Annotated in this window: 2 protein-coding genes; both read right to left on the bottom strand. The window is 73.6% G+C overall.

The annotated features are described in order from the left end of the window. Window positions 1-4199: type I polyketide synthase (locus FHS37_RS38425; protein WP_184829929.1), on the bottom strand; the 4199-nt coding region annotated here is incomplete at its 3' end. Window positions 4200-4235: 36 nt separating this feature from the next. Next, a partial coding sequence (locus FHS37_RS38420; protein WP_184829927.1) for a type I polyketide synthase occupies window positions 4236-9519 on the bottom strand: 5284 nt, incomplete at its 5' end.

Raw genomic sequence — 9519 nt, 5'->3', positions numbered from 1 at the left:
CGTACGCCCCGCTCCACGACCAGGTGCCGCGCCACGAGCCCGCCCAGCGTGCCCGTCGCACCCGTGACCAGCACCGCACCGGAACCGAACCCGGGATCCTCCACGACGGAACGCCGGGCCCTGACCAGTCGCGGCACGTAGAGGGCACCGGACCGCAGAGCGAACTGCGGCTCCCCCGTCGCCAGCGCGACGGGCAGCGCCTCCAGTGAGGCCGCCTCGTCGTCGAGGTCCACCAGCACGATCCGGTCCGGGTTCTCCAACTGCGCCGAGCGCACCAGACCCCACACCGCCGCCTGCGCCACGTCCCGCACGTCACCGTCGTCCGCGACGGCGACCGCGCCCCCGGTCACCACGACCAGCCGCGCCGCGTCCGACCGCTCCTCCGACAGCCAGGTCTGCACCGCGTTCAGCGCCCAGTGCGCCGCCTCGTGCGCAGCCGACACCGGATCGGACGCGGAGCCGGAAGCGGACGTGACCGGGCACCGCACGACCACGTAGTCGGACCGCAGGTCGGTCAAGGCCTCCAGGTCGGTCCACCCGATCGTCGGGGCGTCGGCGTCGGACAGCGGAACCGGCACCCAGTCGATGCCGAACAGCGCGTTGTCGTGATCGTCACCGGTGAGCTGATCCAGCGGCACCGGGCGCAGCACCAGCGAGTCCACGGTCGCGACCGGAGCGCCCGCCCCGTCCGCCACCGTCAACGACACCTCGTCCGGCCCCGAGGGCGTCAGACGCACCCGCAGCACCGTCGCCCCGGAGGCGTACAACCGCACACCCGACCACGCGAACGGCAGCCGACCGGTCCCGTCGGCACCACCGGTCAGGTCGGCGGCGTGCAGTGCCGCGTCCAGCAGCGCCGGATGCAGGCCGAAACCGCCCGCGTCCACGCCGTCCGGCAGCACGACCTCGGCGAACACCTCGTCCCCGCGCCGCCACGCCGCCCGCAGCCCCTGGAACACCGGCCCGTAACCGAAGCCTGCGTCGGCCGCCTGGTCGTAGAACCCGTCGAGATCGACGACCTTGGCACCCGCCGGCGGCCACTCCACCAGGGACGTACCTCCGGAACGCCCGACGGCGCGCAGCACACCCGTGGCGTGCCGCGTGTACGGCCGGTCGTCGTCGGTGTCGCCCGCGCTGGAGTAGAGGGTCAGCTCACGTCTGCCGGACTCGTCCTCGGCACTGACCCACACCTGCACCCGGACGCCACCACGCTCGGGCACCACCAGCGGTGCCTCCAGCGTCAGTTCCTCCACCAGGTCACACCCGACCCGGTCACCCGCCCGCACGGCCAGCTCCACGAACGCCGTGCCGGGCAGCAGGACCGAACCCTGGACCACGTAGTCGGCCAGCCACGGGTGCGTCTGAACCGACAGCCGGCCCGTCAGCAGCACACCGTCCGTGTCACCCAGTTCGATGGCCGCGCCCAGCAGCGGGTGATCGGCCGCGGCGAGCCCGGCCGCCGTCACATCGCCGATCACGGGCAACGCGTCCAGCCAGTAACGAGCGTGCTGGAAGGCGTAGGTCGGCAGGTCCACCCGTCGGGCGCCGCTGCCCGCGAAGAACGCCGCCCAGTCCACCCGGACACCGCGTACGTGCAGGTGCCCGGCGGCCAGGGTGGCGGCCACCGCCTCCGGCCGGTCTGCGCGCAGCACCGGCACGAAGACCGCCTCGGGGGCCGTCTCCTGGCCCAGCGCGGACAGCGTGCCACCCGGACCGACCTCGACGAACGTACCCACACCCTCGCCCGAGAGCGTGCCGACGGCATCGGCGAACCGCACGGACTCGCGTACGTGCCGCACCCAGTACTCCGGCGAGGTCAACTCCTCGGCCGTGGCCCGGACGCCGGTCAGCGTCGACACGATCGGGATCGCCGGCGCCTCGAACGACACGCTCTCCAGCACCCGCCGGAAGTCGTCCAGCATCGGCTCCATCAGCGGCGAGTGGAACGCGTGGCTGACCTTCAGACGGGACACCTTCCGACCCTGCGCACGCCAGCGCTCCGCCACCGCCTCCACATCGGCGACGGCGCCCGAGATGACCACCGACGACGGGCCGTTCACCGCCGCAAGACCCACCGTCTCCGGCAGCTCCGGTGCGACCTCGGCCTCCGACGCCTGGAGCGCGACCATCGCGCCCCCGGCCGGCAGCGCCTGCATCAACGCACCGCGCGCGGACACCACCCTCGCGGCGTCCGCCAGCGACCACACACCCGCCACATGGGCGGCGGCCAGCTCACCGATCGAATGCCCGGCCAGCACATCCGGGCGGATGCCCCACGACTCCAGCAGCCGGAAGAGCGCCACCTCGACCGCGAACAACGCCGGCTGCGTCACCCCCGTCTCGCTCAACGCCTCGGCGTCCTCGCCGAACAACACCCCACGCACCGCCGGGTCGAACGCGCTCAGCGTCTCCTCCAGCGCCTCGGCGAACACCGGGAAACGATCCGCCAGTTCACGGCCCATCCCCAGCCGCTGCGACCCCTGACCCGAGAACAGGAAACCCACCTGGCCGGGCTCGTCGGCAACCCCCGTGACCACGGCACCGCTCTGCTCACCGTTCGCCACAGCCGCCAACGCGTCCAAGAACTCGGCCCGGTCGCCGGCGACGACCACCGCGCGGTGCTCCAGCGCCGCCCGCGACGTCGCCAGCGAGTAGCCCACGTCGGCCGGGGACTGGCCGTCCACGGCGGACACGAGCCGGGCGGCCTGTTCCCGCAACGCCTCCGCGCTGCGGGCCGACAACACCCACGGCAGCACCCCACCACGTACCGGCTCCGGCGTGTCCGTGTCCGCCTGCTCCGCCTGCTCCACCGCAGGCGCCTGCTCGACGATGACGTGCGCGTTCGTGCCGCTCACGCCGAACGACGACACACCCGCGCGCCACGGCCGGTCGACCTGCGGCCACGGCCGCGCCTCGGTCAGCAGTTCCACCGCGCCGGCCGACCAGTCCACGTGCGTCGACGGCCTGTCCACGTGCAGGGTCTTCGGCAGCACGCCGTGCCGCAGCGCCAGGACCATCTTCATCACGCCCGCCACACCGGAGACGGCCTGGGTGTGACCGATGTTCGACTTCAGTGCCCCGAGCCACAACGGCCGGTCGGCGGGCCTGTTCTGCCCGTAGGTGGCGAGCAGGGCCTGCGCCTCGATGGGGTCACCCAGCGTCGTCCCCGTACCGTGCGCCTCCACCGCGTCCACGTCGGTCGGGGCGAGCCCGGCGGCGGTCAGGGCCTGGCGGATCACCCGCTGCTGCGACGGGCCGTTCGGCGCGGTCAGACCGTTGGACGCGCCGTCCTGGTTCACCGCCGAACCGCGTATCACCGCCAGCACCGGGTGGCCGTTGCGCCGCGCGTCCGACAGCCGCTCCAGGAGCAGCAGGCCCGCGCCCTCGCCCCAGCCGGTGCCGTCCGCGGCGTCGGCGAAGGGCTTGCAGCGGCCGTCCACCGCCAGTCCGCGCTGGCGGCTGAACTCGATGAACGTGTCCGGCGTCGACATCACGGTGACGCCGCCCGCGACGGCCAGCCCGCACTCGCTGTGCCGCAGCGCGTGCACCGCCAGGTGCAGGCCGACCAGGGACGACGAGCAGGCGGTGTCGATGGTCAGCGCGGGGCCCTCAAGGCCGAGCACGTAGGAGATGCGGCCGGAGACGACGCTGGCCGCGTTGCCGGTGAGGAAGTACCCCTCGTAGCCGTCCGGCGCGCCGGTGGCCAGGCGTGCCAGGTATCCCTGGCCGTTGGTGCCGATGAAGACGCCGGTCCTGCTGCCCCGTACCGAGTGCGGGTCGATGCCCGCCCGCTCGAAGACCTCCCAGGACGTCTCCAGCAGCAGCCGCTGCTGCGGGTCCATCGCCGCGGCCTCGCGCGGGGAGATCCCGAAGAACGCCGGGTCGAACTGGTCGGCGTCGTACAGGAAGCCGCCCTCGCGGGTGTAGCTGGTCCCCTGCTGGTCGGGGTCGTCGTCGTGCAGCGCCTCCAGGTCCCACCCGCGGTTGGTGGGGAACGCGGAGATGGCGTCCCGGCCCTCCGCGAGCAGCTCCCACAGGTCCTCCGGCGACCGTACGCCACCGGGGAACCGGCAGCTCATGCCGATGATCGCGATGGGCTCGACCTCGCGCTCCTCGACCTCGCGCAGCTTGCCACGCACCTCCTGGAGGTCCACCGTGGCTCGCCGGAGGTAGTCGAGGTACTTCTCCTCGTTTGACATCTGTTGCGACCTTTCAGGCGAGTTCATCGGTTCGGCTCAGGAGTTGCCGAGCTGCTGGTCGAGCAGGGCGAGCAGTTCGTCCGCCGACGCGGTGCGCGCGTCCGGTCCGGAGCCGGCGGGTTCGGTGCGGGTGTGCGCCTCGTCCCACCGGGACAGCAGCGCGCGGAGGCGGGCGCCGACGGCGGCGCTCTGCTGGTCGTCGCCCGGTGTCAGGGCGGACAGCGCGGCTTCCAGCCGGTCCAGTTCGGCGTCGATGGTCGGTGTGCCCATGCCCGGCATGTGGTCGAGCACATGAGTGGCGAGCGCGGCCGGGGTGGGGTGGTCGAAGACGAGGGTCGAGGGCAGGCTCAGTCCGGTGGCCGTGTTGAACACGTTGCGGAACTCGACCGCGGTGAGCGAGTCGAAGCCCAGTTCCTTGAAGGCCCGGCCGGGCTCGACCATTCTGGGGCTGTCATAGCCGAGGACGGCGGCCACGTGCTCCCGCACCAGGTCGAGGACGACGCGCTCGCGCTCCGGTCCGGGCAGCGCGGCGAGCCTGGCCGTCAGGTCCTGCGGTGTCGCCGCCTCCACGGGTGCCGGGGCGTGGCGGGCGACGGGCAGTTCCCGCAGCAGCGTGGCCGGCAGCGACGGCGCGTACACGTCCCAGTCGATGTCCGCGACGACCAGCACGGTCGGATCGTCCTCACGGACGGCCCGGTCCAGTGCGGCGATGGCCAGCTCGGGTTCGAACGGTGCCGTGCCGCGGCTGCGCAGGATCTCGCCGAGCTGCTCGCCCACCATGCCGCCGCCGCCCCACGGCCCCCAGGCGACCGAGGTGGCGGGCAGGCCGGCCGCCACGCGCCGTTCGGCGAACGCGTCGAGGTAGGCGTTGGCGGCAGCGTAACTGCCCTGGGCCAGCGCGCCGAACGTGCCGGAGATCGAGGAGAACATCACGAACGCCGTCAGCTCCCGGTCACGGGTCAGCTCGTCCAGGTTGACGGCGGCGTCGACCTTCGGCCGCAGCACGGCGGCGAGCCGGTCCGGGGTGAGCGCGGTCAGCACGCCGTCGTCCAGGATGCCCGCCGTGTGCATGATCGCGGTGAGCGGATACTCCTCCGGCACCGAGGCCAGCAGCTTGGCCAGCGCCTCCCGGTCGGCGACGTCGCAGGCGGCGATCGTCACCCGCGCGCCCAGTTCGGTCAGTTCCGCGCGCAGTTCCTCCGCGCCGTCGGCGTCCGGTCCGCGCCTGCTGGTCAGCAGCAGGTGCTGCGCGCCCTTGGCGGCCAGCCACCTGGCCACGTGCGCGCCGATCCCGCCGGTGCCACCGGTGATCAGTACCGTGCCGGTGGGGTCCCAGTCGCCGATCCGGCCCGCGGGGGCCCGCACCAGCCTGCGGGCGTACACGCCGCCGGTCCGCAGCGCGACCTGGTCCTCGTCCCGGGTGCCGGCGAGGATGCCCGCGAGGCGGGCGGCGGCGCGGTCGTCCAGGGTGTCGGGCAGGTCGACGAGGCCACCCCAGCGTTCGGGCTGTTCCCGCCCGACGCACCGGGCGAGGCCCCACACCATCGCCTGCTCGGGACGGACGGGCGTGTCGGAGCGTCCGACCGTGACCCCGCCCCGCGTCGCGTACCACAGCGGTGCGGTGACACCGGCGTCGCCGAGCGCCTGGACGAGGGCGAGGGTGGCGTACACGCCGCCCGACGGCAGTCCGGGATCGAGCGCGAACAGGGACAGCACGCCCGCCACGGGCTCGTCGACCCCCGCGAGCCGGGCCGTCAGCGCGTCCCGGTCCTCCTCCGCCCCGCCGGTCCGGACCGGCAGCACCCGCGCGCCGTACCGGGTCAACGCGTCGGCGACGGATCCCTCGCCGGCGCCGTCCCGGCTGACCACGAGCCAGGTGCCCGTGAGGGCGGCGGTGGGCTCGGGCACCGGCAGCCAGGTGATGCGGTAACGCCAGCCGTCGATCTCGGAGTTGGCGGACTGCGCCTGCCGCCACGACGACAGGCGGGGCAGTACGGCGCCGATCGGGTCGTCGGGCGACACGCCCAGTTCGTCCGCCAGTCCGCCGAGGTCGCCGTCCGCCACGGCCGCCCAGAACCGGGCGTCGACGGAGTCGGTGGCGTCGGCCGCGGGAGCCTCGGCCATGTTCGGCCAGTACCGCTGGCGCTGGAAGGCGTAGGTGGGCAGGTCCACGTGCCGCGCCCCGGGCGTCGTCCGACGCCAGTCGAAGGGCAGGCCCTGCACGTACGCCTCGGCGACCGACAGCAGGAACCGGTCCAGGTCCCCGTCGTCGCGGCGCAGCGTCCCCCCGACGATGGCCTCGGCACCGGCCGCCTCCAGTGTCTCGCGTACCCCGAAGGTCAGTACGGGGTGCGGACTGCACTCGACGAACACGCCGACGCCCCGGTCGAGCAGACCGCGCGTCGCCTCCTCGAACCGCACCGGCTGCCGCAGGTTGCGGTACCAGTACTCGGCGCCCACCTCGGTCCCGGTCAGCCACTCGCCGGTCACCGTCGACAGCATCGGCACCCGTGCCTCCGCCGGCTCCACCCCGGCCAGCGCGGTCACCAGGGTCTCGCGGATGCGCTCGACGTGCGGCGAGTGCGAGGCGTAGTCCACCGGGACCCGCCGCGCCCGTACACCGTCGGTGTCGCAGGACGCCACCAGTTCGTCCAGCGCGTCGGCGTCACCCGCCACGACCACCGAACCGGGACCGTTCACCGCGGCGACCGAGATCCGGCCCGCCCAGCGTTCGATCCGCTCCCGAGCCTGGTCGACCGGCACCGCCAACGACACCATGCCGCCCCGGCCCGACAACTCCACGATCGCCCGGCTCCGCAACGCCACCACCTTGGCCGCGTCGGCCAGCGACAACGCCCCCGCGACGTGCGCGGCGGCGATCTCGCCCTGGCTGTGCCCCACCACGGCGTCCGGCTCCACACCGTACGAGCGCCACAGCGCGGCCAGCGACACCATCACCGCGAACAGCGCGGGCTGCACCACGTCGACCCGGTCCATCGCGTCGGCGTCGGCCAGCACGTCCCACAACGACCAGTCCACGTACGGGGCGAGCGCCTCGGCACACGCCTCCAGCGAGGCCCGGAACACCGGCGACGACTCCGCCAGCGCGGCGCCCATGCCGAGCCACTGCGAACCCTGCCCCGGGAAGACGAACGCCACCTTGCCCGCGGGCCGGGCCGTGCCCGTCGTCGCCCGGGCCGACTCCACGCCCCGGGCGACCGCCGCCGGCCCCTCGGCGATCGCGGCCAGGCCCGCGAGCAGGCCGTCGCGGTCCTGGCCGACGACGATCGCCCGGCTGTCGAAGACCGACCGCGCCACCGCGAGGGTGCCGGCGACATCGCGCGGTTCCAGCTCGGGGTGCGCCACCAGGTGGGCCCGCAGCCGCTGGGCCTGCTCCCGCAGCGCGTCGTTGTCCTTGGCCGACACCAGTAGCGGTACCGGAGACGGGGGCAGTTCGGCGACCGGTCCGGTGGACTCGCCGGTTTCGGTGGGTTCGGCGGTTTCGGTGGGTTCGATGTCCGGTGCCTGTTCGATGATGGCGTGCGCGTTGGTGCCGCTGAAACCGAACGACGACACGCCGAAGCGGCGCGGTCGGCCGGTGTCCGGCCAGTCGCGGGCCTCGGTGAGGAGCGCCACGTCACCGGTCGACCAGTCGACCTGCGGGGTGGGCTCGGCGACGTGCAGCGTCTTCGGCAGCACGCCGTGCCGCATCGCCATGACCATCTTGATGACACCCGCGACACCGGCCGCGCCCTGGGTGTGCCCGATGTTGGACTTCAGCGAGCCCAGCCACAACGGCCGGTCGGCGGGCCGGTCCTGGCCGTAGGTGGCCAGCAGCGCCTGCGCCTCGATCGGGTCGCCCAGCTTGGTGCCGGTGCCGTGCGCCTCGACCGCGTCCACGTCGGACGGAGCGAGCCCGGCGGCCGCCAGCGCCTGCCGGATCACCCGCTGCTGCGACGGCCCGTTCGGCGCCGTCAGGCCGTTGGACGCGCCATCCTGGTTGATCGCGGAACCGCGTACCACCGCCAGCACCCGGTGACCGTTGCGCCGCGCGTCGGACAACCGCTCCAGTACGACCATGCCGACGCCCTCGCCCCAGCCGGTGCCGTCCGCGTCCGACGAGAACGGCCGGCAGCGGCCGTCGGTGGACAGCCCGCGCTGGCGGCTGAACTCGATGAACGAACCCGGCGTCGACATCACCGTCACACCACCCGCCAGCGCCGTCGAGCAGTCCCCCGCCCGCAGTGCCCGCACCGCCAGGTGCAGCGCCACAAGCGACGACGAGCACGCCGTGTCCACCGTCACCGCCGGGCCCTCCAGCCCGAACGCGTAGGCGACCCGGCCGGACACGACGCTCGCCGCGTTGCCCGTGCCGATGAATCCCTCGACGCTCTCCTCGCTCGCCGACAGCAGCGTGGTGTAGTCCTGCACGTTCGAGCCGGTGAAGACGCCGATGTCCTGCCCCCGCACCGAGTTCGGGTCGATCCCGGCCCGCTCGAACGCCTCCCAGGAGGTCTCCAGCAGCAGCCGCTGCTGCGGGTCCATGGCCAGCGCCTCACGGGGGCTGATGCCGAAGAAAGCCGGGTCGAACTGGTCGGCGTCGTACAGGAAGCCGCCTTCACGGGCGTACGAGGTGCCCAGGTGCTCCGGGTCGGGGTCGTACAGGTTCGCCAGGTCCCAGCCTCGGTTGCCCGGGAACTCCCCGATGGCGTCGACCCCGTCCAGCACGAGCCGCCACAGGTCCTCGGGCGAGTTCACCCCGCCGGGGAAGCGGCAGCTCATGCCGACGATCGCGATCGGCTCGTCGGTGACGGCCGTGGTGGTGCGGATGGTGGTCGCGGCAGCGGGGGCGCCCGCGAGTTCCGCGCCGAGGTGTGCCGCGAGCATCGCCGGGGTCGGGTAGTCGAAGACCAGGGTCGCGGGCAGGCGCAGTTCGGTGGCCGCGCCCAGCCGGTTGCGCAGCTCGACGGCGGTCAGCGAGTCGAAGCCCAGTTCCTTGAAGGCACGGTCGGGTTCGATGGCCTGCGCCGAGCTGTGGCCGAGCACCACGGCCACGTGGCCGAGCACCAGGTCCAGCAGCGCCTCTTCCCGTTCCGTCTCCGTCAACCCGGCCAGCGACCGGGCCAGTTCCGTGCCGGCGACGGTGGCGCGCTCGACGGTCCTGCGTGCCGTGCCGCGTACCAAGCCGCGCAGCATGTGCGGCACGGGGTGGGAGCGCGCCTGTCGGTGCAGGGCGGGCAGGTCGAGGGGGACGGGCGCCAGTACGGCACGTCCGGTGGAGCCCGCCGCGTCGAACAGCGCCAGCCCCTCGGCCGTACGC

This window comes from Streptomyces griseomycini, assembly GCF_014203535.1.
GTDB lineage: Bacteria > Actinomycetota > Actinomycetes > Streptomycetales > Streptomycetaceae > Streptomyces > Streptomyces griseomycini.
The sequence above is the reverse complement of the archived record's forward strand: the minus strand, read 5'-3'. Positions and strand labels throughout refer to the sequence as shown.